General features: G+C 72.3%; 25 protein-coding genes. 20 read left to right on the top strand and 5 right to left on the bottom strand.

From position 1 onward, the window contains the following. The first annotated feature begins 77 nt into the window (after positions 1-77). The 4 genes from IE330_RS19020 (at position 78) to IE330_RS19005 (ending at position 3,750) form a co-directional block, all read left to right on the top strand. Positions 78-428: a TadE/TadG family type IV pilus assembly protein gene (locus tag IE330_RS19020; protein ID WP_190137251.1), complete on the top strand. Its 351-nt coding sequence runs from the start codon at positions 78-80 to the stop codon at positions 426-428. 3 nt (positions 429-431) lie between these two features. Then, on the top strand, positions 432-1,772 hold the full coding sequence (locus tag IE330_RS19015) for a TadA family conjugal transfer-associated ATPase (RefSeq protein WP_190137242.1): 1,341 nt from the start codon (positions 432-434) through the stop codon (positions 1,770-1,772). Between the two features lie 94 nt (positions 1,773-1,866). Next, on the top strand, positions 1,867-2,814 hold the full coding sequence (locus IE330_RS19010; protein ID WP_190137241.1) for a type II secretion system F family protein: 948 nt from the start codon (positions 1,867-1,869) through the stop codon (positions 2,812-2,814). Between the two features lie 45 nt (positions 2,815-2,859). Beyond that, complete coding sequence (locus IE330_RS19005; RefSeq protein WP_373314686.1) at positions 2,860-3,750, top strand: DUF5936 domain-containing protein; 891 nt, start codon at positions 2,860-2,862, stop codon at positions 3,748-3,750. 62 nt (positions 3,751-3,812) lie between these two features. Here the strand turns inward: IE330_RS19005 and IE330_RS19000 are convergent, their stop codons facing one another. Continuing rightward, positions 3,813-4,385: a GNAT family N-acetyltransferase gene (locus IE330_RS19000; protein ID WP_190137239.1), complete on the bottom strand. Its 573-nt coding sequence runs from the start codon at positions 4,383-4,385 to the stop codon at positions 3,813-3,815. Between the two features lie 603 nt (positions 4,386-4,988). Here IE330_RS19000 and IE330_RS18995 point away from each other — a divergent pair. Genes IE330_RS18995 through IE330_RS18980 form a run of 4 tightly spaced genes read left to right on the top strand, consistent with a single transcriptional unit; the run spans position 4,989 to position 7,061 of the window. Then, entirely contained in the window at positions 4,989-5,168 is a 180-nt protein-coding gene (locus IE330_RS18995; RefSeq protein WP_190137250.1) for a hypothetical protein, read from the top strand. Next, complete coding sequence (locus tag IE330_RS18990; RefSeq protein WP_268257309.1) at positions 5,165-5,782, top strand: pilus assembly protein TadG-related protein; 618 nt, start codon at positions 5,165-5,167, stop codon at positions 5,780-5,782. Before IE330_RS18995 ends, IE330_RS18990 begins: the two co-directional genes overlap by 4 nt. Positions 5,783-5,814: 32 nt before the next feature. Then, a complete protein-coding gene (locus IE330_RS18985) occupies positions 5,815-6,408 on the top strand; it encodes a hypothetical protein (protein WP_190137248.1) in 594 nt (197 codons plus the stop codon). Continuing rightward, positions 6,405-7,061 carry an OmpA family protein gene (locus tag IE330_RS18980; protein WP_373314685.1) on the top strand — a complete coding sequence of 219 codons (657 nt, stop codon included), beginning with the start codon at positions 6,405-6,407 and terminating at the stop codon, positions 7,059-7,061. The genes IE330_RS18985 and IE330_RS18980 overlap by 4 nt, the downstream gene beginning before the upstream one ends. Before the next feature lie 22 nt (positions 7,062-7,083). On the opposite strand, the gene IE330_RS18975 is transcribed toward IE330_RS18980, so the two are convergent. Both IE330_RS18975 and IE330_RS18970 read right to left on the bottom strand, forming a co-directional pair. Further along, a complete protein-coding gene (locus IE330_RS18975) occupies positions 7,084-7,275 on the bottom strand; it encodes a hypothetical protein (protein ID WP_190137247.1) in 192 nt (63 codons plus the stop codon). A 13-nt stretch (positions 7,276-7,288) separates the two neighbouring features. After that, entirely contained in the window at positions 7,289-8,140 is an 852-nt protein-coding gene (locus tag IE330_RS18970) for a helix-turn-helix domain-containing protein (protein WP_190137237.1), read from the bottom strand. A 273-nt stretch (positions 8,141-8,413) separates the two neighbouring features. On the opposite strand from IE330_RS18970, the gene IE330_RS18965 reads away from it, so the two are divergent. The 3 genes from IE330_RS18965 to IE330_RS18955 all read left to right on the top strand — a co-directional run bounded on the left by IE330_RS18965 (position 8,414) and on the right by IE330_RS18955 (position 10,392). After that, the gene (locus tag IE330_RS18965) at positions 8,414-8,944 is read left to right on the top strand and encodes an ATP-binding protein (protein WP_229925762.1); all 531 of its coding nucleotides are present in this window, start codon (positions 8,414-8,416) and stop codon (positions 8,942-8,944) included. Positions 8,945-9,166: 222 nt separating this feature from the next. Then, the gene (locus IE330_RS18960) at positions 9,167-9,721 is read left to right on the top strand and encodes a GNAT family N-acetyltransferase (protein WP_229925765.1); all 555 of its coding nucleotides are present in this window, start codon (positions 9,167-9,169) and stop codon (positions 9,719-9,721) included. A 77-nt stretch (positions 9,722-9,798) separates the two neighbouring features. Beyond that, positions 9,799-10,392 (top strand): pentapeptide repeat-containing protein, encoded by a 594-nt coding sequence (locus IE330_RS18955; RefSeq protein ID WP_229925761.1) that lies wholly within the window; start codon positions 9,799-9,801, stop codon positions 10,390-10,392. Here IE330_RS18955 and IE330_RS18950 read toward each other — a convergent pair. Together IE330_RS18950 and IE330_RS18945 are read right to left on the bottom strand one after the other, a co-directional pair. Continuing rightward, positions 10,381-10,842 (bottom strand): GNAT family N-acetyltransferase, encoded by a 462-nt coding sequence (locus IE330_RS18950; RefSeq protein ID WP_190137235.1) that lies wholly within the window; start codon positions 10,840-10,842, stop codon positions 10,381-10,383. The genes IE330_RS18955 and IE330_RS18950 overlap by 12 nt on opposite strands. A 30-nt stretch (positions 10,843-10,872) precedes the next feature. Next, positions 10,873-12,075 (bottom strand): immunity 49 family protein, encoded by a 1,203-nt coding sequence (locus IE330_RS18945; protein WP_190137234.1) that lies wholly within the window; start codon positions 12,073-12,075, stop codon positions 10,873-10,875. Positions 12,076-12,527: 452 nt separating this feature from the next. On the opposite strand from IE330_RS18945, the gene IE330_RS18940 reads away from it, so the two are divergent. From IE330_RS18940 to IE330_RS18900, 9 genes are all read left to right on the top strand, one after another. Beyond that, on the top strand, positions 12,528-12,857 hold the full coding sequence (locus IE330_RS18940) for a hypothetical protein (RefSeq protein WP_190137233.1): 330 nt from the start codon (positions 12,528-12,530) through the stop codon (positions 12,855-12,857). Positions 12,858-13,029: 172 nt separating this feature from the next. After that, positions 13,030-13,341 carry a pore-forming ESAT-6 family protein gene (locus tag IE330_RS18935; RefSeq protein WP_190137232.1) on the top strand — a complete coding sequence of 104 codons (312 nt, stop codon included), beginning with the start codon at positions 13,030-13,032 and terminating at the stop codon, positions 13,339-13,341. A 78-nt stretch (positions 13,342-13,419) separates the two neighbouring features. Continuing rightward, positions 13,420-13,851, top strand: coding sequence for a DUF6507 family protein (locus tag IE330_RS18930; protein WP_190137231.1), 432 nt, complete (start codon positions 13,420-13,422; stop codon positions 13,849-13,851). Continuing rightward, entirely contained in the window at positions 13,848-16,157 is a 2,310-nt protein-coding gene (locus IE330_RS18925) for a hypothetical protein (protein WP_190137230.1), read from the top strand. Before IE330_RS18930 ends, IE330_RS18925 begins: the two co-directional genes overlap by 4 nt. Positions 16,158-16,169: 12 nt before the next feature. Then, on the top strand, positions 16,170-16,457 hold the full coding sequence (locus IE330_RS18920; protein ID WP_190137252.1) for a hypothetical protein: 288 nt from the start codon (positions 16,170-16,172) through the stop codon (positions 16,455-16,457). A gap of 621 nt (positions 16,458-17,078) precedes the next feature. Beyond that, the gene (gene eccD, locus IE330_RS18915) at positions 17,079-18,440 is read left to right on the top strand and encodes a type VII secretion integral membrane protein EccD (protein WP_373314684.1); all 1,362 of its coding nucleotides are present in this window, start codon (positions 17,079-17,081) and stop codon (positions 18,438-18,440) included. Between the two features lie 1,149 nt (positions 18,441-19,589). After that, entirely contained in the window at positions 19,590-20,348 is a 759-nt protein-coding gene (locus IE330_RS18910) for a CpaE/TadZ family protein (RefSeq protein ID WP_190137228.1), read from the top strand. 27 nt (positions 20,349-20,375) lie between these two features. Next, complete coding sequence (eccCa, locus tag IE330_RS18905) at positions 20,376-24,392, top strand: type VII secretion protein EccCa (RefSeq protein ID WP_190137227.1); 4,017 nt, start codon at positions 20,376-20,378, stop codon at positions 24,390-24,392. Then, positions 24,389-25,918 carry a DUF6177 family protein gene (locus tag IE330_RS18900; RefSeq protein WP_190137226.1) on the top strand — a complete coding sequence of 510 codons (1,530 nt, stop codon included), beginning with the start codon at positions 24,389-24,391 and terminating at the stop codon, positions 25,916-25,918. The genes eccCa and IE330_RS18900 overlap by 4 nt, the downstream gene beginning before the upstream one ends. Positions 25,919-25,948: the final 30 nt, after the last annotated feature.

Raw genomic sequence — 25,948 nt, 5'->3', positions numbered from 1 at the left:
CGTGCAGCGCGCCCGAGCCCCCCGCGCGCCCCCGCCCCGCGCGCCCCCGCCGCGCCTTCGGCGACCGGGGCGTCTCCATCCTGGAGTTCGCCGGGTTCCTCCCGATCCTCCTGCTCGTCGGCCTCGCCGCCATCCAGCTCGGCCTCGTCGGGTACGCCGCCGGCCAGGCGGGCTCCGGCGCCCGCGCGGCGGCCCGGGTCGCGTCCCAGGGCGGCAGCGGCGAGGCGGCGGGCCGCGCCGCGATGGACGCCGACCTCGACGCGGACGTGGCCGTCGGACGCGGCGGCGACACCACCACCGCCACCGTCACCGTCCAGGTCCCCACCCTGCTCCCCTTCGTCGACGCGGACTGGGAGGTCGAGAAGACCGTGACCATGCCCAACGACGACCCCGACAACCCCGACGACCTGGGAACAGGAGGCGGCTGACGCATGAGTCTGCGCTCCCGCATCGCGTCCCCCGCCGAGGCCGCCGCGCCCAGCCGCGACGACGGCCTCGTGGCGACGTACCGCGCGAAGCTCCTCGAAGAGATCGACCTGGCCGAGATGTCGTCCCTGACGGCCGCCGACCGCCGGGTCCGCCTGGAGCGGGTGCTCGGTCACATCATCAGCCGCGAGGGCCCGGTCCTGTCCGCGTCCGAGCGCGCCCATCTGATCCGCCGCGTCGTCGACGAGGCCCTGGGGCTCGGCGTGCTCGAACCGCTCCTCGCCGACGCCTCCATCACGGAGATCATGGTCAACGGCCCCGACTCGATCTTCGTGGAGCGGGCGGGCCGCGTCGAACAGCTCCCCCTCCGCTTCGCGTCCGAGGACCAGTTGATGCAGACGATCGAGCGCATCGTCTCGACGGTCAACCGCCGCGTCGACGAGTCGAACCCCATGGTCGACGCGCGGCTGCCCACCGGTGAGCGCGTCAACGTCATCATCCCGCCGCTGGCCCTCACGGGCGCGACCCTCACCATCCGCCGCTTCCCGCGCGCGTACACGCTCCAGGAGCTGATCGGCCTCGGCTCGCTCGACGAGCACATGCTGATGCTGCTCGCGGCGTTCGTCCGGGCCCGCTTCAACATCATCGTCAGCGGTGGCACCGGCTCCGGGAAGACCACCCTCCTCAACGCCCTCTCCGGCCTCCTCCCGGCCCACGAGCGCATCATCACCATCGAGGACTCCGCCGAGCTCCAGCTCCAGCAGGACCACGTCATCCGCCTGGAGTCCCGCCCCCCGAACGTCGAGGGCAAGGGCCAGATAACCATCCGCGACCTGGTCCGCAACTCGCTGCGCATGCGCCCCGACCGCATCATCGTCGGCGAGGTCCGCGGCGGCGAGACCCTCGACATGCTCCAGGCCATGTCCACGGGCCACGACGGCTCCCTCGCCACCGTGCACGCGAACACCGCGGAGGACGCGCTGACCCGGCTCCAGACTCTGGGCTCCATGTCCGAGGTGCAGGTGCCCTTCGAGGCGCTGCGCGACCAGATCAACTCGGCCGTCGACGTGGTGGTCCAGCTCGCCCGCCACGCCGACGGCTCGCGCAAGGTCGCGGAGGTCGTCCTGCTGGTCTCCCACGGCCGCCAGCAGTTCCGCATCGCGCCCGTGACGCGCTTCGTCCCGCACCCGGTCGGCCCCGACCGGATCGTCCACGGCTACTTCGAGCACCTGCCGCTGCCCCGCCCCGTCGCCGAGCGGCTGTACGTGGCGGGGGAGCCGGTGCCGCCCGCGTACGGGGTGGCCGAGGCGGTCGACGTACTCGACACGCGCGAGGCGATCGGGTGAGCACCCGAGGCCCCGGGGAGGCGCGCACCGGCCCCGGACCGGCGCCCGACCACGGCCAGGACCCCAGCAGGCCCGAGGAGACCCGAGGACACCGATGAACAACCCCACGCTGCTCGCCCTGGGCGCCACGCTCCTCACCGGCACCCTGGCCGTCGCGGGCGTCCAGACGTACGCGTCCGGGCGCGCGCAGCGCCAGGCGCTCGTGGACCGGCTGGCCGCCGAGGGCGGCCCCGCGGCCGGGGAGGGCGGCGCACGGCGGCGCCGCTTCACGGCGGTCGACCGCCGGCTGCGCCGCACCCGCCTGGGCCGCGAGCTCCAGCTCCGCCTCTCGGCCACCGGCCTGGACCTGACGCCCGGCGAGTTCTTCACGTACGTCATGGCGGTGGTGGCGGCGCTGTGGCTGGTCGCGGCGGCGTCCCTGGCCCCGTTCTTCGGCCCGATCGCGGGCGTCGTGGCCGTCTGGAGCGCGGTGATCTTCCTCAACTGGCAGCGCCAGAAGCGCATCGAGGCCTTCATCAACCAGCTCCCCGACGTGGCCCGCATCCTCGCCAACGCCACCGCCGCGGGCCTGGCCCTGCGCACCTCCCTCGCGATGGCCGCGGAGGAGCTGGAGGCGCCCGCGGGCGAGGAACTCTCCCACGTGGCGCACCAGCTCGCCCTGGGCCGCTCCATCGACGACACGCTGGAGGAGCTGGCCCAGCGCCTGCCGTCCCGCGAACTGATAGTGCTCGTGACGACGCTGGTCCTCTCCAACAAGGCGGGCGGCTCGGTGGTGAACTCCCTGCGCAACCTCACCCAGACCCTGGAGGACCGCAAGGAGACGCGGCGCGAGGTCCGCACGATGCTCTCCGAGGTCCACGCCACGGCCTTCACCGTGCCGCTCCTCGGCCTGGGCTCGCTGCTCCTGATCAACTCCTCGAACGAGGGCGCCCTGGAGCGCGTGACGGGCTCGCCCCTGGGCCAGACCCTGATCCTGATCTCGCTGGGCCTGTACGCGGTGGGGTTCTTCGTCATCAGGCGCCTGGGCAAGATCGAGGTGTGAGACCCGGGCTCGGGGCCGGGGTTCGCGAGGGGAGTGGAGGACACGGTGCTGGGGTTGCTGCTCGCGCTGCTGACGGGCCTGGCCGTGGCCGGGGGTCTGCTGGGGCTGCGCATGTACCGGGCGGAGGCGAAGCTGCCGCCCGACCTGGCCGTCGCCCTGGAGGTCGGCGCGACGCGCGTCTCGGTGGCGGGCGGCGCGGTGGACCGCCTGGGGATGCGCTTCGCGCCCCTGGTGCTGCGCCTGATGGGCCCGAAGCGGGTCGCGGCCAAGCGCCGCAGGATCGACATGGCCGGCAACCCCGGCGGCCTGACCATCGACCGCTACGCGGCGCGCCGCGCGGTCTACGGCGCCTTCGGCGTGGTCTTGGGCCTGGTCTTCCTCACCAACGGCCAGCCCGTCTTCGGGGCGATGACCCTCGTCTTCGGCGCGGTGGCCGCCGACGCCCTCATCTGGCAGGCCATCCGCGAGCGCCGCGAGGTCATCGACCGTACGCTCCCCGACTTCCTGGACGTCCTCGCCGTCGTCGTCTCGGCCGGGCTCGGCTTCCGCCAGGCGCTGGACCGCGTGGCCGAGAAGTACGAGGGGCCGTGGGCGGACGAGCTGCGCATCACGCTGCGCCAGATGGACATGGGCGTCAGCCGCCGCCAGGCCTTCGACGAGCTGCGCCGCCGCAACTCCTCCGAGCAGGTCGCCCAGTTCGTCTCCGCCCTCCAGCAGGGCGAGGAACTGGGCTCGCCCATCGCGGAGACCCTCATCCAGCTCGCCACCGACATGCGCCGCACCGACGCGCAGAACTCCCGCCGCCGCGCCGCGAAGACCATCCCCAAGGCCACGATGGTCACGCTGGTCTTCATGCTCCCGGCGACGATGATCCTGATCGCCGCGGGGATGTTCCTGGGCTCGGGCTCGGACTTCGGGTCGATCCTGGGGGACTGAGGAAGCTGGGGGGCTGGGAGGGGCTGGAGGGTCTGAGGGGGGGGCCGAGGGGGCGGGCAGGGTCAGGCGGGGCCCGTGGCTGCCTGTCGGCCGTCGGACCCGCTCGGCCGGTCCACCCGGTAGACGTAGTGGTCCCGCCCGTCGGCCGGGTTGTCCGGGTCCAGGTCGGCGGTGCCGACGCGGCGCAGGCCGGCCTTCTCCAGGGCGCGCCAGGAGGGTCGGTTGGCGACGTTGACCGGTACGACGACCGCGGTGGCGCCCGGGTGGTCCGTCCACGTGGCCGCCACGAGGGCCCGTACGATCCGGGGGCCGAGGCCCTGCCCGGTCAGGGCGGGATCACCGATCAGATAGTCGATCGTGACCGCCCCCTCGGGCAGCGCGACCTGGGCGGCCAGCTCGTCCGCGTACGCCGGGCAGTCCGCGAAGCGGCTCCGCTGGACCAGGGCGACCGGGGTGCCGTCGAGCAGCACCATCAGGTCCTCGAACGGCTCCTCGCCGCGCGCCGCGGGCCCGAAGTCCCGGGCGACCCCCTCCGGGGAGGTGTCCTGCTGCCACCACCGCGCGACGTGCGGCCGCGCCAGCCACTCCCGCAGCAGCGGGAAGTCGGCCTCGGTGACGCGTCGCCAGGTGATCACGGGGTGCCCGCCGTGGGGCCGGCGGCTCGGCGTGCCGCACCGGGGCAGGCTGCTGCCGCAAGGAAGTCGGTCGCCGCGGGCAAGTCGGTTGCCGCCACTGCTGCCACGGGGGAGCCCTCCCGCCCCACGCCGCCCCCTCTCGACGACCACCACGGCGGCCCCGCCCGCGCCCGGCGGACGACGGCCCTCCCTGTCAACGTCCGGGTCAACTCCCGTTCCCGCGGGTCTGGTTCCCTCGTACCCGGGGCTGCGCACCGCCCAGGGTACTGGCCCGGAAGTACGGGAAACGCGGTAGCGGCTGCAACTGATGTGGGACAGTCGCCGAAGGCACGTTCGGCTGTCGGTCCGTCGCTTCGTCAGTTCGTCGGTGGTGCATGGTGACCTTGCTGAGAGGGAAGGGAACTCGCCAACTTGCCCGCACGGGTGGGCGTTGGTTGCGCAGAGTCTCTGCCGGTGCACGTGTGGTGGCGTACCTTGCCCCTGGCGACAGTGGCGTCGGTCACGGTAAGGGCACCGGTGTCCGAAGGGGTACCGGGTGGGAGAGGAAGGTCGTCCGTCGTGCTGAAGGAACGCGTGCTGGGGGCGTGGGTGACGTGGACGCTGATGGTGTCCTCACGGCTGAACCGGGTTCGGGGAGGCGAGGGGGACCGGGGAGCCGGTTTCGTGGAGTACGCGGGGCTGATGATCCTGATCGCGGGGATCTACACCCTGATCGACGGCCTGGCACTGGACAACAAGATCTCGCAGGCCATCGGCGACGCGGTCGGCGACGTCATCGGCTGACGCGCGCCTCGTTCCGGGACGACAGCGGGCAGACACTGCCGATCTACATCTGGCTCACGGCGATCCTGCTCTTCGCCGCGCTGGCCTTCTTCGCGTTCGCCCAAGCGGCGTCCGCCCGCAACGGCGCCCAATCAGCCGCCGATGCTGCCGCGTTGGCCGCCGCACAGGCGGCACGTGACGACCTGTTGGAGGGGCTGGGAACGGCGATCGAGAGCGGTGAGGACGGTGCGTGGCTCGATTGGCTCGACGGTGTCGAGTACCCGGGTGACGACGCCGGCCCTCAGAGCGCGGCCGACGCGCTGGCTGCTGACAACGACTCGCAACTCCAGAGCCTCTGGCGGGAACAGGTCGACGGCTACCTGGGCTATCGAGTTCGCATCAGGACCAATTACACGGTGGGGGACTCGATCATCCCCGGCACGGAGACGCAGCACGCGACCGCCGAGGCGACCGCCGTCATCGCACCGCGATGTGACGTCGCCCCGGCGGACGACCCGGAGGAATCCGTGGAGTTCTCCTGTAACGGCGAGCCTTTCGAGATCGACCCGGAGGACTTCGACATGGATGACTTGCCCGATGCCTCGGACATGTTTGCCGTACACCTGGCCAAGTGATTCGCGACGACTGGGAAAAGGAAGCCGCTGAGATGAACCTTCGGCGCACCACGAAGACCCGCAGGGCAACGGCCGCGGTGGCGATCACGACCGGGCTGGTCCTCACGGTGGCCAGTTGCGGCGGCGGTGACGGTGACGACGGGAAGTCGGACAAGGGAAGCTCGTCGGCTCCGTCCGCGACCAAAGGCGAACCAGGAGAGAAGCAGTCGGAGGCACCGGCGGAAGGACAGCCCTTGGCGGAGACCAGGGGGGACGGGGTCACGCTGGTCATCGACTCGGCCAAACGCGACAGCGGGGGCTTCGTCACCGTCGCGGGCAAGGTGACGAACTCGTCCGACGGCCTCTGGTCCGGGGGTCAATGGCGCGGAGACGAACAGGAACTGCGCAAGAACGGCGGGTCCATCGCCGGTGCGAGTCTCGTCGACAGCAAGGGCAAGAAGAAGTACCTGGTCCTGCGCGACACCAGTGGGCGCTGCCTCTGCACCAAGTTCGAAGGGGGCGTCGAATCCGGCCAGACGGTCGACTGGTTCGCGCAATTCCCGGCACCGCCCGAGGAGACGACCAAGGTGAGCTTCCAAGTGGGTGCGATGCCGCCCGCGCCCATCGAAATCTCAGAGGGCGAGTGACCATGGCCTCTCGTCCCCGGAAGACGGCCGTAGCAACCGCCACGGTGCTCGCGGCGGTCCTCGCGGTCCTGGCACCGGAAGTCGCCCACGCGGACGACGCCCCCAGCACACCCCCCGGAGGCACCACCACCTCCCGCCCCCCCGAGGTCGACTCCAACAGCCCCGGTCTGAAGCTCGCCGACGGCGCGACCCTCGCCCCGGCCAAGGTCCTCGACATCAAGTCCGTCGTCGAGGACCTCGGCGGCGAGGAGCGCCGGGAGGACACCAACACGGACGTGAAGTTCGCGCTCCAGGCGGAGGTCCTCTTCCCCAAGGACAGCGCGAAGCTCAACCCCGAGGCCGCCGCCCGCATCGAGGCGATCGCGGAGGAGGCGAAGGCGCAGAAGGCCACGAACATCCGCGTGTTCGGCTTCACGGACAACCTCGGCACCTACGAACACGGCAGGAAGCTCTCCAAGAGCCGCGCCGAAGCCGTCCACGACGCGCTGGCGGGCTTCCTCGGCCCGGAGGTCACGTACGCCGTACGCGGCTACAGCGAGGACTACCCGATCGCGGACAACGGCTCGGAGGAGGGGCGGAAGAAGAACCGCCGGGTCGAGGTGTCGTTCCCGCGCGGGGCGGCCGACGGCGGCACGGTGGCCGGGGGCTCCTAGCGGAACCCCTGGCTCAGGTGCCTCAGAGCAGGTGGTCGGCCTTGCCGGCCTTGATGTCGCGGATGAGGGCGCGGAGGGCCTCGCGGGAGTCGGTGAGGTACGCGTCCTCGGCCCCGGCGACGGCGATGTAGGCGTTGCCTTGGGGGTCGGTGCCTATGCGGAAGCAATTGTTCCCTTCACCGCAGAAGGGCTCTTCCCAGGTGATGTCGGCCATGGCGTGCGTCTCCTCAGAGTTCACGGGCGATCCTGCGGATGAGGTCGCGTGACCGGGCGGGCGGCAGCGCGGCACCGTCCCACCAGTCGAGGTGTGCACGGTACTTGGTCAGTTGCGCCTCGGCATGAGTGAATTCCGGCCCGTGGGCGGAGTCCAGTTGCACGGTGTCGAGCTGCGGCACGACCCCCTCCGCGTACAGCAGGGCGTGCCCGGCGCCGGGAAACGCGCCCACGCCGGTCGGTACGACGCGCACCCCGACGTTCTCACGCTCGGAAACGGCGGCCAGGTATCCCAATTGCTCGCGCGTGACCGCGACCCCGCCGAACGGCATACGCAGCGCGACTTCATGCACGTACGCCACGTACGCGAGGGGCTCCGGGCGCGTGAGGACCTGCTGCCGTTCCATGCGGTGCGCGACGCGCAGCTCGACCTCGAGTCGGGTCAGCGGGGGCAGCACGGCGTCGAAGACGGCGCGCGCGTAGCCCTCGGTCTGGAGCAGCCCCGGCACGTGCAGCACCTGTGAGGTCCGTACGCGCGCGGCGTGCCACTCCAGCTCGGCGATGTCCAGCAGCCCCGGCGGCAGGGTGCCCCGGTGCTTCTCCCACCAGCCGCGCTCCTTGTTCTCGGCCATGGCGGTGAGCGCGGCGACGTACCGGTCGTCCGCGCACGCGTAGTTGCAGGCCAGCGTCCGGATGCGGTCGGCGGAGACGGGGCGGATGCCCGACTCCATGTTGGACAGCCGCGTCCTGTCGATGCCGAGGAGCCCCGCGGCGTACTCCGTCGTGACACCCGCCGCGGCACGCATGCGACGCAACTCGGCGCCGAGCCGCCTCTGCCGCTCCGTCGGTGTGCTTCTGGTCGGCATACCGCCCCTTCTCGTGGCTGGATGCGCCCAAGTCTGCCGTGAGCGGGGTTCTTGAGCGAACCGCGATAGGGGTAATTATCTCCGAAGCGGTGGACACTGTGACTCCAGCGGTCCTACGGTCGGTGACATACCGCTCACGCTCGGCGCAGCCGGAAGCGCACGCCGTCACCGAGCCGAGTACGCCCTCTCCCGGGGCGGCGGGCCGGTGGCACGGAGATCCGCGACCGGCGCACGGGTCCGCCGAACCCACGCACTTCTGACCGGAGGTTGGCCATGCCCTTGGCCGTAGTGAACGCCTGCCCCGACCGCCAGGTCGACGACGTGCCCGTGTTCGGGGTGGGCTCCGGCCCGACCCCGGACGACCTCGCGTACAGCCTCACGCTCCCGGCGGCGGCCACGAGCCCGGCTGTCGCGCGCCGCACGGCGGCCGCCGCGCTCAAGGCCCACGGCCTGGACGACGTGGCCGACGCCGCGCTCCAGGTCGTCGCCGAACTGGCGCTGTGCGCCTGCCGCTTCGCCCCGGACGGGGAGGTGTACCTGTGCCTGCGCTACCGGGGCGGAGCCCTGCGCGTGCTGCTCTACGACGGCCACCCGCGGCACACGAACCCGCGGCTCGCCGAGGTCTGCGACGAGCGTCGGCGCGCGTCGCTGACCCTGATGGCGTGCGTGGTGCGCGCCTGCGCCGGGGACTGGGGGTTCGGGGACGCGCGGGAACCCGGGGGCGGGGCGCGCATGTGGGCGGTACTGCCCCGGGAGGGGGCGCGCGCGTACGGCCTGCCGCCGTCCCGCCGCACCTGTGCGTGACGGGAGGGGGAACACACGAGGCGGGAACCCGGTTTCGAAATCTTCCCTCCCCGAGCGGGGACAAGAGGGGCGCGGCGATCGTTGTGCAGGTGTACGAGATCGAGGGGGGACCCCGTGTCCAAGCACGACATCGACACCGGCACGAACAGCGCCACCACCACTGCCACCGACGGCGGCACCGCCCCGGCGGCCCCCGAGGTCCGCCCGGCGACCGCCGAGGACATACCGCGAGCGGTCCGCACCCTCGGGCGGGCGTTCGCGGACTACGCCTGGACGAGGCACACGGTGGCGGCGGACGACCACATACGCCGGGTCGAGCGGTTCCAGGAGCTCTTCCTGACGCGTATAGGCCTGGAGCACGGCCGGGTCTGGGTGGCCGACGACGGCGACGCGGTGGCGGCCTGGACCACGCCCGAGACCACGGACGCGGGCATGGTCTTCGCCGAACTGGCCCCGCCCTTCGCGGAGCTGGCCGGCGACCGCTTGCACGCGTACGAGGAGTGCGAGGCGGCCCTGGCCCCGCACCGCCCGACGGAGCCGGTGTGGTTCCTCGGCACGGTAGGGGTGGACCCGGCATGCCAGGGTGGCGGCCTGGGACGGGCGGTGCTGCGCCCCGGCATGGAAGCGGCGGAGCGCGACGGCGTACCGGCGTTCTTGGAGACCTCCGACGAACGCAACGTCCGCTTCTACGAGCGCTTGGGCTTCGAGGTCACTGCGGAGGTCCCCCTCCCCGGGGGCGGCCCGCGTACGTGGTGCATGATCCGCCGCACGCCATGACCGACGCGCGGCACGGCGCCCGGGAGGGAGGCAGGAGAACGGGACGGAGGGCGGTCGGAGGGAGGACGGTCGGACGGATGCCCACCGACCCCCGGGCCGCCGCGGCCCTCAGGGCCTGGGCCGACGGAACCGACACCTACCTGGACGTGGTCCGCCTGGACCTGTCGGCAGCCGACCTCTCCGGCGCGGACTTCTCCATGGGCCTCCTCTGCGAAGCCGACCTCCGGGGGGCGAGGCTCATCGACGCGGACCTGTACCGCGCGCACCTGGAGGGAGCCGTCCTGGACGGGGCGGACCTGACGGGCGCGTGCCTGGTCAAGGCCGAACTGGACGAGGCCTCGATGCGAGGCGCCGTGCTGCGCGGGGCGAACCTGGGCAGCGCCTCCCTGCACGCCGTGGACGCGCGCGCAGCCGACTTCAGTGCGGCACGACTCAACGGCGCCACACTGCGCGACGCCCGCCTCCAGGGAGCGGACCTGACCGACGCGACGGTGAAGGAGACCTCACTACGGGCGGTACTGGACGAGTCCACGGTGGTCCAAGGCCTGACAGGCACGCTGTTCGGCCCGGCAACTGTGCAGACGACCGAAACGCGGCACCAGCTCGCAGGCACAGCCCTGGCGGACTGGCTCAACACCCGGGGAGCGGACATACACGTCCTAAACACCTGACCGATACCGAACCTCTCCAAAGGGCCACTCAGCCTCCAGCCAGGCAGCAACGGCCGCACGCACGACCCCGTCCAGCTCCAGCCGATCCGCACGCACCCAGGACCGCACGACGGCGACGCGCGGCTCGTCGCGCCCCGGATAGATGTACAGACACCCGACCACATCCCCACCGTCCTCCGCCAGCACGGTGTAAGTGAATCCCCGCCGCGCGGCGAAGTCGGAAGCGTGCTCCTCGAGATCACGAAGATTGTCGGCGAGACTCATCCCCTCGGCCGGCGGCCAAGACCGCTCGCGAAAGTCCGCAGTGGACCGGATGTACGCGACGCTCCCGGACCAGGCAGCGTAATCGGCGTCATTGTGCTGCGGCCCGAGCGGCTCAAGCCGGAACCCGTCACCGACGAGACCGAGAGGCACGGTGAAGTCGTCGGGAACGAAGGGAACATGATCCATGACGCACAGACTAAGGCCCACGGGATTTGTCTAGAAGGACTGGGCGGCTTCGAGGAGTCGGGGCGGCAGATAGGGGGACGAGACCCTTACGGCCCATCCCCGGCGACGGGCGTGGCAGTTCAGAGCCAGGATGTCCAGGCTGATCGCGGCATCGGGATCGTCGGCCCGGTCGGCCACGCGGTAGTGGTCCCGGTGGGTCTCCAGCGCGTCCAGGAGTGCGAGGTTGAAGCTCTCCTCGTCTCCCTCGACCAGTTGGGACAGCAGGATGGCAGGAGGTGGGAGAAGCCCCTGCCGGACAGCGTCGTCGTACCGCACCAGGGCCCGGTCCATGGCGGGCCTGGCGTCCTGAGCACGGAGATAGTCGTGCAGGGCTCTGTGGTACGGGGTGAAGACCGAACCGTCGGCGATCAGGCTCAGGTCGGTGAGGACCAGCGGGGTGAGGTCTTCACGGACGCCGGTGATCAGGGTGAGGTTCACGGCGGTGAGCCAGCGAGTAGCGCCGGTGTAGTGCGAGTCGTACACGCCCTCAGCGCGGGAGGTCTGGAAGGTCGCAGCTCCGAACCGGGATGCCAACTGCAGGTGGCGCAGTTGCTGATCGCTGACATCGACGCCGCGCGTGGCGCGGAACGTGAACAGAAGCACTTGCCTGTTCATGTCGCGTGAAAGCTTGTTGGCGGAGGCTGGTTCATCGCGCGCGGGGTCGAGAAGAGCTTGGGCGTCCCGCTCCAGCACGGCCTCGCTGTCCGTGTCCAGCGGCCGGGGGTTCTCCGGCCGCACGACGGTGACGGGCCCGGACGACAGCTCCGCCGCCGCGTCGGGGCGGCGCTCGGGCCCGTACGCCTGGACCCTGGGGCCGGCGGACTCGAATCCGGTGACCAGCGCACGTGGCAGGTAGTCCGTCTCGAACGGCAGATGCCACCCCTCGCGACGGTAGGCGAGGGCGGCCAGAGCGAGAGGCAGGAGAGGCAGCAGGGTCGCGTACGCCACCTTTCCGACGGCCGACTCGGTGGCGTCACGGAGGACTGCCTGGGCCTCTGGAATGCCGAGGTCCGTTACCTCCGCGGACAGGGCACCCAAGTAGTCCAGGTACTCCTCGGACAGCATCCACCAGTCGTCGCCGACGACAGGCCCCACCTTGGACATCGTCCGGACCTGCGAACCCACCCTGCCGCCGAAGCCGTCGCGCACTGCCGACACCGCCTTGGCGCCGACGTGATGACGCTCTATTCGCACGATGCACTCCCCGTCACGTTGGGCTCGCTGCTGCACGCGTATCGCCGTGTCCGCGCGGCGACTCAGGCTACTGACCACTGATCGCACGTGCGTATCCCGGGTGTGTGCGGAGGCTCGCTCACGGTGGTGAACTCATCCCCATCGCTCCTTTCCGGCCAGAGTGAACACTGCGTCAAGGGTGCTGGCACCAGCCCCGCGTAGCGGTGTCGCCCGCACTGTGCCAGGTGGAACTGTCGAAAGGCGCGGGTGTCAGAGCCTGGGCACGAGCGACGTGCGGGTGCGTGTGATCCGGAGCCCGCCACCCGGCGGCGCGATTACGCCAGTCCCTACCCAACCCCGTTGCGCCTGCAACGCCGTATGGGAGAGTATGTTCGATGAGCTACGTGGCGTGAGCGGGGCGTGAGGCTGCCGGGACGTCGCGAGGGATCGGAAGCCGAAGCGGGGGTGGGTTCGTGAAGTTCGACATGGGTGAGACGACGCTGGCGACGCTGGGGAAGCAGACGTCGGGGTCGAGTGATGACCTGGGCGCGTTGATCCGGGCGCTGGTGTCGGCGGCGGAGCCGTTGGAGGGGAAGTTCAACGGCGCGGGCAAGGCGACGTTCGACGCGTTCAAGCTGCGGGTGGACGACATCACGGCGGACCTGAACGGGTCGCTGCGGTCGATCCTCGGTGGTCAGGCGGGGATGGACGAGGCGTTCGCGACGGGTACGCAGGAGCAGTCGGACAACGCCAACCGAAACATGGGTGCGGCGAACTTCCAGGCGGCCCGTTTCTCCGGCTGAGGCGTCGGAGCCGTCGGCGCGCCGTGCGTCACCGGCCCGCTGTGCGCTGCCGGCCCGGCTGTGGGCCGGTGAGTCGGCGTGAGGCCGCTGGGCCATGGGCCCTGAGTCCCGCTGCAGGTCCGTCCGTTCAGTTCATTCATTCATCGCCACTCGCCACGGGGAGTTGTCAGTCATGGCTGGTAATCAGGACCGGCGTTCGTACGACACCGGCGCATCCGCCGACGTACAGGGCAGTTTGCACATCATCATCGGCCAGTTGGAGCGCGTCCTCGGGGACCGCGACCGCGCGGTGAAGGCCGCGATGGCCGACTACCAGGCCGACGGGGTGTCGGAGGAGTACCACGGCAAGGAAGTGCGCTGGAACAAGGCGGCGAACGAGGTCCGGGAGATCATCCGGCTGGTGCGTTCGACGCTGGAGGAGAACGACGGCACGGCGCAGACCACGCTGGCGAAGGCGCGGGCGGCGGTCAACAACATCGGCTGAGGGCAGGACGACGGCGATGGCGCGGGCCGCCGTGCCGTCGCTGGACGGCGGGGATGACGGGGATCTAGGGGGCGTGTGGTGACGGCTTGGGACATCAAGCCCGGTGGCGTCGGCGGCGTGCTGCGGAAGTCGGGCGAGGCGGCTGAGCGCATGGCCAAGGCCGGCCAGAAGATGGAGAAGACGCTGCCGAGCGCGGCCGCTTCGGCGGGCACGATCGCCGAGGGCGGGCACGAGGGGGACGGCAAGCCCGACAAGGACGGCAAGGGCGGGGTGCAGGGGCCGGTGGCCTCCGCGCTGGGCGTGTTCGCCCGGCAGTGGTCGGAGGACCTGAAGTACATCTCGCGGCGGACCGCGAGTTCCCTGCTCGGCGCGCGTGCGGCGACGCAGGCGTACATCGACGGCGACCTGGAGATGGCCGCGAGCAAGCACCGGGACGCGATCAAGGGGATCGTGCCCGACATGCCCGGTGTCAACGGCGGTCGCAAGGGCGACGCGGGCGGTGGCAGGTGAGCGAGAAGGTCATCGACCCCAACGGCATTCCGCAGTTCACCGGCGACCTGGAGCAGTTGGAGCGGGACGTGTCGGACCTGCGGCGCGAGGCGTCGCAGTTCCGGGACGCGGGTGGTGACGTCCACTCCGAATTCCAGGGGCTCACGGCTTTCTACGAGGCACCGGAGGCGGAGCAGTTGTTCGCCTCGACCAAGCCGGTGCAGACGAAGACGGACGCGTTCGCCGACGACTTGGAGAAGGTCGCGCAGGCGCTGAGCGATTACGCCGGTGACGTACGGCCGCTCGTGGAGAAGCTCAAGCAACTGCAGATCGAGGCCAGCGCCTTCTACATCGACGAGGTCTCCACCGACGACGACTGGCGCAAGGACGACGACAAGGTCAAGCACAACAACCGGCTGATAGACGAGGTGAAGGCGGCGACGCAGGCCTTCCGCAAGGCCGAGCGGGATTGCCACAACAAGATCACTGCGCTGGTCGACGGCATCAAGCTGGAGCCGAGCGACAACGGTGAGCAGAGCTGCGGGACGTACGGCTTCACCGACGAGGTCCTCGACTCGGCCGAGGAGTTGCCCTGGGGCGCCAAGGCCGAGCGTGACTACGACGGCATCGAGTGGTTCACCCACCAGGCGAAGGAAGTCGGCAAGGGCTTCTTCGTGGACGGCGTCATCGGTACGGGCAAGGCGCTGAAGACGCTGGTCGGCGGGGACGGCTGGGGCGCGGCCGGGGAGGCGTGGACCAATCTGGCCAAGCTCAGCGTCGGCGTGACCCTCTCCATGGGACCTGCCGCCAGCGTCTTCTGGATGGCCAAGGACGAGCAACTGCCCGGCTGGCTGCGGGACTCCCGGCGAGCGGTGGTCGAGACGGGCAAGGGCCTGATCGCGTACGACCAGTGGAGCAAGAACCCGGCGCGGGCCGGCGGTCTGGTGGGCTTCAACGCGCTTTCCATCGCCGCCACCCGCGGCGCGGGTTCCGCCGCGAAGGCCGGCGCGGCGGCGAAGGCGATCTCGGCCGTCAGCAAGGTCGGCCGGGCGGTGGACCCGTTCACGTACGCGGCGAAGGGCGTCACGTTCACGGTGTCCAAGGTGGGGGACCTGCTGGCGCCACTGCGCCATGCGCGGACAGGGGGCCCGCTCGGCGTTGCCGACGGCTCCTACCGCTTGGTGGACGAAGGCGCGAACGCGCGTCCACGGCCCGCGGCCGTACCGGATGACGCACGGGCGTACGCCGACAGCAAGGGCAACACCCTCTACATGACGCGGGAAGGGGCCATTGTCGACGAGCACGGCAGGGTCCTGGGCGACATGAAGAAGGAGGGGGCGGGGCAGCGAGAGCCCTCTGGCGCAGAGCGCGCCGCAGCTTCCAAGAGCGAGATACCGCCGGCCCTCCGGGCTCAGGAGCGGCCGGCCGTGTTGGCTGGAGTTCATGCGAACGATGCGGTGACCGGGGAAGTGGGGAGGGTGGGCGACCACCTGCCGGGCAACAGCGCGGCCCATGGGGTCTCCGGTGAGACTGGTCCGCACACGCCTGGCGGCGGGGTGCACGACTCACACGCACCTACCGCAGACCACACCTCCCCGGGGCAAGGGGCAGGAGCAGGTTCTACCGCGCAGACGCACGCTGGGCACACGTCGAGCGACGGGTCCGATGCGGCCAGCGGCACATCACATGGCTCGGGTGGGGCACCGCCCACCGCTGGTACGGTCAGCGGGGGCAGCGCTTCTCCTCAAGGAATCCCTTCGGGAGAGCACTCACTGCTTGACCCACAGGCTGTCGACGACCGCATCAAGGAGTTGGATGATCGTCAAGGGGGCGAAGGGCATGCGCCGGGACGTCACCTGCGTCCGAGCGATCAAGCGCTGAAGGACCGTCTGGGCACTGTGCAGACCGACGCGCAAGGTGTTCCCAAGGTTTACGGCCCCAACTCAAGTGCTCCAGGCCTGCTGAAGTCCGAGAACAACGTCGACCCATTGACCGGGACCACCGTCGATGGGGTGACCGGCAGACCTCATAGGGTCGGTCCCTACGCGACGAGGTTCGATGACGCGGAGGACATGGTCATCGCGGACGCGTACTTCAGGAGCCAGATTGAGCAGGGTGTGCCGCCTGGTGAGACGCCGATCGCGGAGATATTGGGCCCTAAAGGGCATGAGCGATTCACTGGATTTTACCGCAATCCGGCGAATCCGAGTGAGTTCCTGCCGGTAGACTTCGCCGGTGGCACCATCAAGCCGGTGTACCGCTTCCATGATGGCAGATGGAACTTGCATACGATGTACGCTAATCCGGCTCCCGGTCGTCATCCGTAGAAAGGCCGCCGTGTGAACGCGGAACTTGAAAGGTTCATCAGCATCTACCTGCACCTTGAGGAGGCTTACGATACGAGTGGCACTCTGCGGCCTACCTTGATGGCGTTTGGTGACCCGTTTATAAACGGTGTGCGCACAGGCCTGCAGGAGGTGCTGCGGGAACGAAATGTCTCCGTCGGGGATTACGAGAGGATGACAGACATCGAGTTCCCTGACGAGGAGACTCTCTATGAATACCTGCAAGGGATGTATGAATATCTCTTCGGTGAAGGCATGAAGCAGCCAGTTCCACCGGAGTGATCAGAGTGCCGGTGGTGTTTTCGGCTATTTGTGGAGGGTCGACGGGCGTGTAATTGCAGGTGCGGTATGTATGCCCTCGCTGGTGATGTATCGGTCACTTCCGGCGTGCTTGACCGGTACGACTGAGTGCCGCCGGAAGACACGCCCCGATTGTGGCTCACGCGCTGTGCGTTTCAGTCGTGGAGGTCGGTGCCTCGACTCCGGCGAACGTCGCTTTGGGCTCTCGGTGAGAACACGAAAACTCGGGTGCACAACAAGGGCCGGGTGGACGTGCGGACCCCGCCGCCCGCGGATCTTGTGAGGAATGGATACTCATGGTCGCCCAGGACTACGACAGCCAGTTGCTGGAGTCCGTTTCCGTTCGGCGGCGGCGGCTTCGGGATGCTGTTGTTTTCGGTGGTGCGCGGCAGCGGCGGGGGTGGGACGAGCGGTTGGGGAAGGTGTTCGGTGGGGTGGTGATCGGTGCTGTGTTGTGTGCGGGGTGCGTGGGGTGGTCCTTCGGTTCCGAAAGGGTGATGAAGGAGAAGCCCGGGGTTTCCGGTGGTGTGACCCGTTCTCCGGCGTCCGGTGTGTCTGAAACGCCCTCCGTGGGCCCTTCTTCTCGGTGATAGGTTCGAACTTGTGATATCCGCGGGGGCATTGAGCCGTAGCCGAGGTCGTGTGGCGTTGAGCCGGGTGACCTTGGTGGGGGAGCGGCGGCGAGTTGATCTCGTACTGCCTTCTCAGGAGCCCGTCGGGGTGTTGTTGCCCGAGGTGATGCGGCTCCTCGACGACCAGGTGGGGGAGCGGCCCGAGCTCCGGCACCTGGTGACCGCCGACGGGTCCGCGCTCGCGCTCGACAGCACCTTGGAGACGTCCGGGGTCGCCGACGGGGCCGTGCTGCGGCTCGTGCGCGCCGAGGACGCGCCCTCGGCGCCCGTGGTGCACGACGTCACCGACGAGGCCGCCGGGGACCTCGACGTACGGGCGTGGCGCTGGGGGCCGCGCGCCCGGAGCGTCGTGTGCGGCGGCGCCGTCGTCGGGTGGGCGCTGCTCGCGGGGGTGCTGGCCCGGGGCGAGTTCGCCGCCTCCCGGGTGGGGGCGGGGCTCCTCGCTGTGGCCGCCCTCGCCGCGGTCGTGGGCGGTCTGCTCGGGCGCGCGCGGCGCGTCGACCTCGCGGCGGGGCTGATCACCGCCGCCGGCGCCCTGGGCGTACTCGGTGTCTGGACGGCCGCCGACGCCAACGGCTGGGGCGGTGAGGGGCGGCTCGCCGGAGTCGCCCTGGCCCTTGCCGTCGCACTGGCCCTGCTCGGGCTTGTCACGCCGCTCGGGCGTGGTGGGCTGGTGGGCGCCGGAGCGCTCGCCGGGTCCACCGTCGTGTGGGAGGCCGCCCTCGTGACGCAGGGCGATGACATGGCGCGGGTCGGCGCGGTGCTCGCCGTCGTGTGTGTGGTGGCCCTCGGCGTGCTGCCGCGGCTCGCGCTGACGGCCTCCGGCCTGTCGGGCCTCGACGACCGGCGGTCGGGCGGGGTGTCGGTGAGCCGCTACCAGGTCCGTACCGCGCTGGCCGCCACCCACCGCGGGCTCGTCCTCGCCACCCTCGTCCTCGCCGCGTCCGCCGCCGCGGCCGGCGTGCTCGTCGTACGCGACGTGTCGTCCTGGACCGTGCTGCTCGCCGTGGCCACCGCGCTGGTGCTCGCCCTGCGGGCCCGCGCCTTCCCCCTGATCGCCGAGGTCGTCGCGCTGCACCTCGGCGCCTCCGCCGTGGTGGTACGGCTGGTGTGGGTGTGGCTGGAACGGGAGGGCGCGGCCGGGCCGCTCGCGGTGCTCGTCGTCCTCGCTGTCACTCCTCTGCTCGTCCTCGCCGTCCGTCCCGCCGAGCACGTGCGGGTACGGCTGCGGCGGGTCGGTGACGTGCTGGAGTCGGTGGGCGTGATCGCGCTCGTACCGCTGCTGCTCGGTGTGTTCGGTGTGTACGGGCGTCTGCTCGACACCTTCGCGTGAGGTGGGGTGCGAGGCGTGGCAGCGGACAGGGCACAGCACGAGGCACAGGGCTGGGACTGGCAGCGTGACGTGCTGCGGGAGTTGAGCGCGGAGACTCCGCCTTCGGCGGGCCCGGCCCCGACCGGTTCGGCTTCGGTCAGCTCGGTTTCGGTGGGCCCGGCTGCGGCCGGTCTTCCCACGGCGGCTCCGGCGTCGGCCGGTTCGGTTTCGGTCAGTCCGGCTTCGGGGGGTCCGGCCGCGGAGGTTCCGCCTTCGGCGGGTCGGGCGCCGGTCGGTTCGGCCTCGCCGGGTCCGGCTGAAGCTGGTTCTCCCGCGGTGGTCCCGGCTTCGGCCGCTCCGGCTTCGGAAGCCCCGCCTTCGGCGGCCCCGGCTGCGGCCGATGGCCCCACCGCGACCCCGGCTGCGGCCGGACCTGCTGCGGGACCGGCTCCTGTGACAACCCCCGCGACGGGTCCGGCGTCCGCCGGTTCAGCCGTGGCGGCCCCGGCGCCCGCCGATTCGCCCACGGCGGCCCCGGCCTCGACGGCTTCGACCACTTCCACCACCTCAGCCACGGCGCTCCCGGCGTCCGGCGACTCCCCCGTCGCCCCGCCCGGGGTGCACCCGGCGTCCGTCGCCCCGCCCGGGGTGCACCCGGCGTCCGTCGCCCCGCCCGGGGTGCACCCGGCGTCCGTCACCCCGCCCGGGGCGCACCCGGCCCCCGTCCCCCCGCCCTCCGCGGCCCCCTCCTCCACAGCCCCCGTCGCGGCCCCCTCCTCCACATCCTCCATACAGCCGACCCCCATACCCCGTGCAGCCCCCGCGCCCCCCAAGGGCGCCCGAAGCACCGCCCCCCACAGCGCCCGCGACCACGAGGCACCCCCGCCCCCGCCGCCCGAGCCCGGCCCACCGGCCCCCCGCCCCGCGGCACCCGCCCCGGCCCCCAGCCCAGGCTCACCCCCCGCGCCGCACAACGCCCCCGGCAAACCCCCGGCCCGGACCCCCGGCCCGCCCCCTCCCCCCACCCCCACCCTCGACCCCCGCCTGGCCCTCGCCCTCGGTACCCCCGCCCACGGCGACACCGCCCTGCGCCGCACCGGCCGTACGCTGCGCAAGCTGACCGGGTCCGCCTCCCGGGACGTCGACGAGGGGGCCCGGCTCGCCCAGGAGGTGCAGCAGCCCGTCACCACCGGCCGGGTCGTCGCCGTGACCTCCATCCGCGGGGGCGTCGGCAAGACCACCGTGTCCGCGCTGCTCGGCCGTACCTTCACCCACTACCGGCACGACCCGGTGCTCACCCTGGAGGCCGACGCCGCGCTCGGCACGCTGCCGGTGCGCATGGGCGCCGAGACCGTGCGCTGGGCCTGCGGCGACCTCGCCCGCATCCTGAGCCCGGCCATGCGGCTCACCGACGTCACCGGGTACCTGGTGCCCGTCAGCGGCGGCGGCTGGCTGCTGCCCGCGAGCCAGGGTCGGGTCGGCGCGCCGCTGGACGTACCGACGTACCGGACCGTCACCCTCGCGCTGCGCCGCTACTTCGCGGTGACCGTGGTGGACTGCGAGACGCTCCCCGGCGACGTGGCCCGTACCGCGATGGACACCGCGCACGCGCGGGTCGTGGTCGCGCCGATGACCGCCGAGGGCGTCAACGGCACCCGCCTGGTCCTGGACTGGCTCGGCCGACTGCCGCACTCCGCGCTCGCCACCACCGTCGTCGCCCTCACCGCCCACTCCCCGGACATGACCCTGCACACGAAGTCCGCCACCGCGCACCTGCGCGAGACCGGCGTCACCGTCGTCCCCCTCGGCTACGACCGCCACCTCGCGGCCGGCGGCCCGATCCGCACCGAGCGGCTCGCCGAGGCCACCCGCGCCTCCGTCACGCGCCTGGCCGCCGAGGCGATGCGGCGCGCGGTACAGGTGCGGTGAGGCACCGGTGACCCAGGAGAGCCCGCGATGACCCACCGCCTCGTGCACCGCCCGGCCCGCACCACCAGGCCCCTGCCGACCGCCGACCGGCACACCGTCGAGCCGCCGCCGAACCTGCCCGAGGGCAAGCTCGGCAACGCCGCCACCGCGCTGCTGCCGATGGCCGGCGTCATGGGCTCGGTCGTGATGATGACCGTGATCCGCTCCAGCCAGTTCGCCGCGCTCGGCGCGGTCGTCCTCGTCTTCGCGCTGCTCGCCGCCGTCGCCCTGTTCCTGTCGCAGCGCGGCAAGGCCCAGCGCACCCGGCGCACGCAGCGCGAGCGCTACCTGGAGTACGTGGAGGAGCAGCGCCACGAACTCGGTGAGCGGGAGAGGCGGACCCGGGACCGCGCCCGCCTCCTCAACCCGCCCCCGGGCGCCCTCCACGACCTCGTCCGCGACCCGGCGAGGCTGTGGGAGCGGCGCCGCGCGGACAGCGACTTCCTGCACGTGCGCGTCGGCACCGGCGACGTCCCCGTCCAGGAGGTGGTGATCGCGCAGCACGGCGTCGGCGGCGTGCTCACCCCGCCCGACCCGTTCATGCTCAACGAGGCCCGGGCCCTCCAGGCCCGCTTCGCCGTCGCGCCGGACTTCCCGCTGACCGTGCCGCTGGACCGGGCGGGCAACGTGAGCGTCGTCGGCGACCGGGAGGGCGTGCTGCGCGTGGCCCGCGCGCTGCTCGTGCAGACGGCCGTCGCGCACGCGCCCGACGACGTGGCGCTCGCCCTCGGCGTCCCCGGCGAGCGGCTCGACGGCTGGGAGTGGGTCAAGTGGCTGCCGCACACCCTGACCGACGACACCGGTGCGGACGCGTACGACGAGCCGGTCGCCGCCCGGCGCATCGCCCCCGGCCTCGCCGGGCTCGCCCGTCTGTGCGCGGGCGACCTGCGCCGCCGCGCCGCCTACGCCGCGGAGGTGCGGCGCGGCCTCTCCGACCGGCGCGCCCTGCGCATGACCGACCGCATGCTGGTCGTCAGCGACGCCTACGGCGAGAACGCCGCCGAACTGCCCCGCCCGGACGCCGCCGTCGGACTCGCGGACATGGGCGTCACCGTGGTCCACCTGCTGCAGGAGCGCATCCACGAGCCCGACGAGGTGAGCGTCCGCATCACCGTCGAGGGGGAGCACCTCACCGTGGAGGACCTGCGGGCCCCCGAAGCACCCGCGGCCCACGGCCTCGCCGACACGGTGAGCTCCGAGGGCGCCGAGGGCCTGGCCCGCATGCTGGCGCCGCTGCGGCTCACCGCGGAGTCGGCCGCCGAGGGCACACCGGTGTCCGGCCCGGTCGGCTTCCCGGAGCTCCTCGGCGTCGCCGACCCGGCCGCACTGGACCCGGCCGACCTGTGGGCGCCCCGGGGCGAGCGCGACTTCCTGCGCGTCCCCATCGGCCTCGACGACCACCACGAGCCCGTCCTGCTCGACCTGAAGGAGTCCGCGGAGCTCGGCATGGGCCCGCACGGCCTGTGCGTGGGCGCCACCGGGTCCGGCAAGAGCGAGCTCCTGCGCACCCTCGTCCTCGCGCTCACCGCCACGCACCCGCCCGAGGACCTGGCCCTGGTCCTCGTCGACTACAAGGGCGGCGCCACCTTCGCGCCCTTCACCGCGCTGCCGCACGTCGCCGGGGTCATCACCAACCTGGAGAACCAGGCCGACCTCGTCGAGCGCGTCCACACCAGCCTCGCCGGCGAGATCACCCGCCGCCAGCAGGTGCTCAAGGACGCGGGCGACGTCGCCGACATCGGGCACTACGCCGCGCTGCGCGCCAAGGAGCCCGGCCGTGGCCTCGAACCGCTGCCGCACCTGTTCGTCGTCATCGACGAGTTCGGCGAACTCATCACCGCCAAGCCCGACTTCATCGACCTGTTCCTGTCCATCGGACGGATCGGCCGGTCCATCGGCGTGCACCTGCTGCTGTCCAGCCAGCGCATCGAGAGCGGCAAGCTGCGGGGCCTGGAGACGTACCTGTCGTACCGCCTCGGCCTGCGCACGTTCTCCGCCGACGAGTCCCGTACGGTCCTGGACACCGCGGACGCCTTCGAACTCCCGCCGCTGCCCGGCTTCGGCTACCTGAAGGTGGACACGTCCACGTACACGCGCTTCAAGGCCGGATACGTCTCCGGGGCGCTCCCCGGCCCCGCCGTACCGGACCACGACGCCGACACCCGGCCGCTCGTGTGGCCCTACCCGGCCTTCAACACCGCGGTACGGGACGACGCCGGGCCCGGCGAGCAGACCTCGGCGCGCGAGCGCGTGACCGGGCCCACCGTGCTGTCCACCATGGTGGAGCGGCTCGCCACCGCCGCCCCGCCCGTGCGCCGCATCTGGCTGCCGCCGCTGCCCGACGCCCTCACCCTCGACGCGGCGGCCGGGCCGCTGCGCGTGTCCGGTCGCGGCCTGCACCTGAGCCGCGGCCAGGGTCACCTGCGCGTCCCGCTCGGCGTCCTCGACGACCCGGCCAAGCAGTGGCAGGGGCTGTGGACCCTCGACCTGACCGTGGCGGGCGGGCATGTCGCCGTCATCGGCGGGCCCCAGTCCGGCAAGACCACGCTGCTGCGCACGCTGACCCTCGCGCTGGCGCTCACCCACACCCCCGAGGAGGTCGCCGTGTACGGCCTCGACCTCGTCGGCGGCGGCCTCACCGCGCTCGCCGGGCTCCCGCACGTCGGCGGCGTCGCCTCCCGCGCCGACCACGAGCGCCTCGCCCGCACCGTGGCCGAGCTGACGGCCCAGCTCGCCCTGCGCGAGGAGGTGTTCCGCGAGCACGGCATCGACTCCCTCGACCGGCTGCGGAGCCTGCGCGCCCACGGCGAGCTCCCGGAGCTCGGCTCCACCGACCTGGTCTTGCTCGTGGACGGGTTCGGCGCGCTGCGCGAGGAGTTCACCGACCTCGACGACGCCATCGCCGACCTGCTCAAGCGGGGCGGCGGCTACGGCATCCACGTCGTCGCGGGCATGCTCCGCTGGAACGACGTGCGCATCGCCACCCAGTCCCTCTTCGGCACCCGCGTCGAGCTGCGCCTGAACGACCCCTCCGACTCCACGGTCGACCGCAAGCTCGCCGAGACCTTCACCGCGGACGCGCCCGGCCGAGTCCTGACCGACGGCAAGCTCTTCGCCCACACCGCGCTGCCCCGCACCGACGGCCGCCCGGAGACCGGGGACCTGGGCACGGCCCTGGAGGAGGCCGCCCGCACGGTCGCCGCCACCTGGCACGGCGACGTCGCCGCACCCGTCCGGGTGCTGCCCACGCGCCTGCCCGCCGACCGGCTGCCCGGCCCGGGCGCCGAGCCGCACCGCATCGCGCTGGGCGTCGACCAGGACGCCCTCGCCCCCGTCCACCTCGACCTCTTCGCGGGCGACCAGCACCTGCTGGTCCTCGGCGACAACGAGTGCGGCAAGACCAACCTGCTCAAGCTCGTCGCCGCCCAGCTCATCGACCGGTACGGCGACAAGGACCTGGTCTTCGGCGTCTTCGACCCGCGCCGCGGCCTTCGCGGCCACATCCCCGAGCCGTACCGCGGCGGCTACGCCCACAACGCCAAGCTCGCCGCCGCCCTCGCCACCGGCATCGCGGGCGAGCTGGAGAAACGCCTCCCGGAAACCGCTGATCCGGACGCCCCCGAAACCTCTGGCCCCGCCTTCACCGGCCCCCGCATCGTCATCCTCGTGGACGACTACGACATCCTCACCGCCGCGGGCCAGCAGCCCCTCACCCCCTTCCTGCCCTACGTCTCCTCCGCCCAGGACATCGGCCTGCACTTCGTCGTCACCCGCCGCGTCGCGGGTGCCTCACGCGCCCTGTACGAGCCGTTCCTGACCGCCCTGCGCGAGACCGGCACCACCACCCTCCTCATGACCGGCGACCGCAGCGAGGGCCAGCTCCTCCCCGGCCTCTACCCGTCCGCCCAGCCCCCCGGCCGGGGCACCCTGTCCCGCCGCGGCAGGCCCCACCGGATCGTCCAGACCGCCCTCGCCCCCGAGCCCGACGGGACCCAGTCACCGTGACCAAGGACGTCATCGCCCTCACCCCCGCCATGCCCGACGCGGCGGCCCTGGTCGCGGGCCTGCACGCGGGTGGCCCCGGCCTCGGCGTGACGACCGCCGCCGACGACGCCGTCATCCAGCTACGGAGCCCCGGGGGCCGCCCCCTCGTCTCGGTCGAGGCACCCGTCGTCGTGCACACCCCGGGCGAGGCCCAGCGCCTCCTCGGCCCGGAGTTCCCCGCCCCCGACGTGCCGTTCTGGTGGACGGAGGCCCGCGCCTCCACCGCCCTGCCGGAGGCCGAGGCCCTCGCCGGGTCGTTCTGCGGCCGCCTCACGCTGCTCCTCGGCGGCACCACGTGGCCGCCGCGGGCCGGTACGGTCGGGGTCGTCCCGGTACCGGACGACTCCGGCGACGGCGGTGCCCACGGCGACGGCAGCGCCCGCACGGTCGGCGGTGCCCACGGCGACGGCAGCGCCCGCACGGTCTCCGGGGCGCGCGGCGGTTCCGGCACGGCCCCCGGGCCCGCCGCGGGCGGCGGGTCCGACGCCGCGCTGCCCGCCGTCGACGTCCTCACCGACTCCACCGCCGTCGTCCTCGCCGACCGGCCCGTCATCGCCCTCACCGCGTGGCTGTCCGACGTACTGCGCGCCACCGCCGCCTCCGGGCGGGCCCTGCACATCGTCACGCCGGCGCACGCCCGTCTGAGCCTGCCCCTGCGCACCGCCCTGACCGGTCCGCCCAACCGCTGGGTCGTCCAGGACCCGGACCACGGGTACTACGACGGCCTGACCGGCGCCGTGCTGCACTGGCGGGACGGCACCTTCACACCCGCCCGCACCGAGGACGGCGAATCCGTCGTGGCGGACGCCTTCGCGCCGCAGGAACCGCCCGCGGGGCACCGGCTCACCCTCGCCTTCCGCACCCAGCACGCCCCGGACCCCGACCTCGTCCTCGGCCGCGGCCTGGAGGCCGCCTGGCGCCACCTCACCGGCGCCGCCCCCGCGGGCTGGGGCACGGCCGAGCCCATCAACCTGCCCTGGTCGACCCGGCAGTTGACCGCCCTGGCCCGCGACCGCGCCCCGGCCCCGAGCCATCTGCTCGCCGTCGGCCACCCGGACCGGCCCGCGCTCGCCACGCTGCGCGTCCTGCGCACCGGCACGGGCGTCGCCCAGGAGGTCACCCTCGACATCGGCCTCGCCGCCGGGGCGCCCGTGCCCCTGGACGCCGTCGAGCCGCTCGCCGAGACCCTCGTGGCCGGGCACGGACTGAGCACCCTGCTCGTCACCCTGCACCGGGCCCGCCCCGATCTCACGGTCCCCGCCCGTCTGGAGCACCCGCCCGTGCCCGTCTCCTTCACCCTGGGCGCCGCCGACGTACGCGCGGTCGGCCGCGCCCACGCCGGGAGCCCGCCCCTGCCGCACCGCCCCACCCCGCTCGGGCCGGTGGGCGCCCCCGCGCTGCACTACCGCTTCGGCGACGGCACGGACCCCGCCGCGTGGGCAGACGTCGACCGGCTCGTACGGCACCTCGAAGCGGCCCGTAGGTAATCCCGGGCGGACCGGGCGCACTCTGGGACC

The organism is Streptomyces longispororuber, assembly GCF_014656095.1.
Classification (GTDB): domain Bacteria; phylum Actinomycetota; class Actinomycetes; order Streptomycetales; family Streptomycetaceae; genus Streptomyces; species Streptomyces longispororuber.
This window is presented reverse-complemented; position numbering and strand designations above follow the sequence as displayed.

Bases quoted from the DNA above. Each gene is read 5' to 3' on its own strand.
- IE330_RS18955 (WP_229925761.1), top strand. From the start codon at position 9,799: ATGCCCACCGACCCCCGGGCCGCCGCGGCCCTCAGGGCCTGGGCCGAC.
- IE330_RS19015 (WP_190137242.1), top strand. From the start codon at position 432: ATGAGTCTGCGCTCCCGCATCGCGTCCCCCGCCGAGGCCGCCGCGCCC.
- IE330_RS19010 (WP_190137241.1), top strand. From the start codon at position 1,867: ATGAACAACCCCACGCTGCTCGCCCTGGGCGCCACGCTCCTCACCGGC.
- IE330_RS18935 (WP_190137232.1), top strand. From the start codon at position 13,030: ATGGCTGGTAATCAGGACCGGCGTTCGTACGACACCGGCGCATCCGCC.
- IE330_RS18985 (WP_190137248.1), top strand. From the start codon at position 5,815: ATGAACCTTCGGCGCACCACGAAGACCCGCAGGGCAACGGCCGCGGTG.
- IE330_RS18995 (WP_190137250.1), top strand. From the start codon at position 4,989: ATGGTGTCCTCACGGCTGAACCGGGTTCGGGGAGGCGAGGGGGACCGG.
- IE330_RS18970 (WP_190137237.1), bottom strand. From the start codon at position 8,140: ATGCCGACCAGAAGCACACCGACGGAGCGGCAGAGGCGGCTCGGCGCC.
- IE330_RS18965 (WP_229925762.1), top strand. From the start codon at position 8,414: ATGCCCTTGGCCGTAGTGAACGCCTGCCCCGACCGCCAGGTCGACGAC.
- IE330_RS18975 (WP_190137247.1), bottom strand. From the start codon at position 7,275: ATGGCCGACATCACCTGGGAAGAGCCCTTCTGCGGTGAAGGGAACAAT.
- IE330_RS18950 (WP_190137235.1), bottom strand. From the start codon at position 10,842: ATGGATCATGTTCCCTTCGTTCCCGACGACTTCACCGTGCCTCTCGGT.
- eccCa (WP_190137227.1), top strand. From the start codon at position 20,376: ATGACCCACCGCCTCGTGCACCGCCCGGCCCGCACCACCAGGCCCCTG.